The sequence below is a fragment of the Syntrophaceticus schinkii genome (genome assembly GCF_000946815.1).
GTDB lineage: Bacteria > Bacillota > DSM-12270 > Thermacetogeniales > Thermacetogeniaceae > Syntrophaceticus > Syntrophaceticus schinkii.
The window spans coordinates 1-1,746 of sequence record NZ_CDRZ01000158.1; the positions used below are offsets into that span (position 1 = coordinate 1).

At 34.9% G+C, this 1,746-nt stretch carries 2 protein-coding genes; one reads left to right on the forward strand and one right to left on the reverse strand.

The features are described 5' to 3' along the window. The coding region (locus SSCH_RS17500) for a UPF0175 family protein (RefSeq protein WP_198142227.1) at nucleotides 1-141 on the forward strand (141 nt) is incomplete at its 5' end. A gap of 436 nt (nucleotides 142-577) precedes the next feature. Here the strand turns inward: SSCH_RS17500 and SSCH_RS06780 are convergent. Then, nucleotides 578-1,399, reverse strand: coding sequence for a D-alanyl-D-alanine carboxypeptidase family protein (locus SSCH_RS06780; protein WP_044664812.1), 822 nt, complete (start codon nucleotides 1,397-1,399; stop codon nucleotides 578-580). Nucleotides 1,400-1,746 lie beyond the last annotated feature (347 nt).

A 1,746-nucleotide genomic window follows, 5' to 3' on the forward strand; every position in this document is an offset into this window, starting at 1 on the left:
GGCCAGACTGGCAATGTATCTAAGCAGGATTTCTTGGACTTTTTAGCAGATCATAATATACCCCTTAACTATGATGTAGACGAATTGGAAGAAGACTTATCAATAGTTAAGGAGATTTTACAAAATGAAGGTGGTTTCTGACTCAACACCTCTTATTGCTCTATCCAGGATTAACGAATTAGATGTTTTACATAAAATATCTCCCACTCAGTTCTTAACCCAATATAAAAAAAGCAGCTACTGATTAATTATTTGTAGTTTCTTTTATCGTTGAAATTAATAACGAGCTGAGTAATCAATTGCTGCGAAATAATTTTTCCCTATATTCTCTGATATTTAAATGGATTTCTCGTAATAATATGGTTTCACTTAGATAACTGAACATTCCCCCTGGTATCCTTACAATACAGTATAAAAACGACGCCTAAAATTGCGTTGTAAGCAACGATAAAACTCTTCAGAGGGTGTTTGTACCTGAAACAATTTAAATACACTACTTCACCTTTCTTTCTTTCACTTTCTACAAAAGAGACTAATTTATTAGGTATAATAGAATGTGTATCAGATGTGATCCATATTATAAATTTTCATAAATTTTAATTGTGTCTTTTATATGCTTGTTGTCAGGATTTTTGATATCTTCTAATTCAGCTCCCATGACTATTGCTATATATTCCACATCATCTTTTATAGCTAAAGTTGCCCAACATTGTCCCGCTTGATATGTCGTTCCAGACTTTCCGCCTATAATTTTAAACCCATTTTGAGGCACTTCATGAAGTTTTGAAAGTACTGTGGATTGTAAAACAATACCACCCGGGTGGTCTAGTGTAGAAGTAGTATTAAAGGTTTCCTTAGTGAATATAGCTCGGAAATGTCCATTATCTAAAGCATAGTCTAAAAGTTTTGCCATATCATAGGCTGTGGTATATTGGTTTTTATCATGAAGTCCTTCCGGATTAACAAAATGCGTGTCATGCAATCCAAGTTCAGAGGCCTTATTATTCATAAGCTTAACAAAATTTTCTACACTTCCCGCTATATTTATTGCTAATGAATTAGCAGCTTCGCCCCCCGAGCTTAATATGGTTCCATAAAGTAAATCTCTGTATGTAGTTTGCTCCTTTCCGTAGAAACCCGCCATTGAAGAATTGTTATTTACCATTTCTTTATAAGTGTCTACATCTACTGGAGCAATAGTAGACAAGTCTTCTATATGTTCCAATGCAACTATAGTTGTCATAATTTTAGTCAAAGATGCCGGACAGGTCTTGACTTTATGATTTTTCTTTATGACTTCACTTTTAGATGTTCGATTTTCTACATAGATATATTTACTGTCATATTCATCCAAACTAGTATTTACATTAAATTTTTCTTTTACAAAAAAAGAGCCCACATATTAAAAAAGTAATAATAAAAAATATCTTTGCAGCTTTATATTTTCTTGGCTTCATCGTTGATCACCTTTTTAATAAGGTGTTGCCTCTCACTCAATTTGACGCTGCAATTCTCACCGCCAATAACGGAAGAATTATAGCGACAGTCTGCCATAAAGTTGAGAATTCAGGTGCCAATCAAAGTCTAGCTAGATAATGCCAGTCAGTGTGCATAGTGTGGATAATGTAGAGACTCCCCCAGCACCCAAACCAAACCTGTCATGGATACTGAGAGGATCCTTACCCTTTAATTACCTTACCCCGCTGTCGCACGCTGCCCTTTCCATATCAGCAAGAATACGCCCGA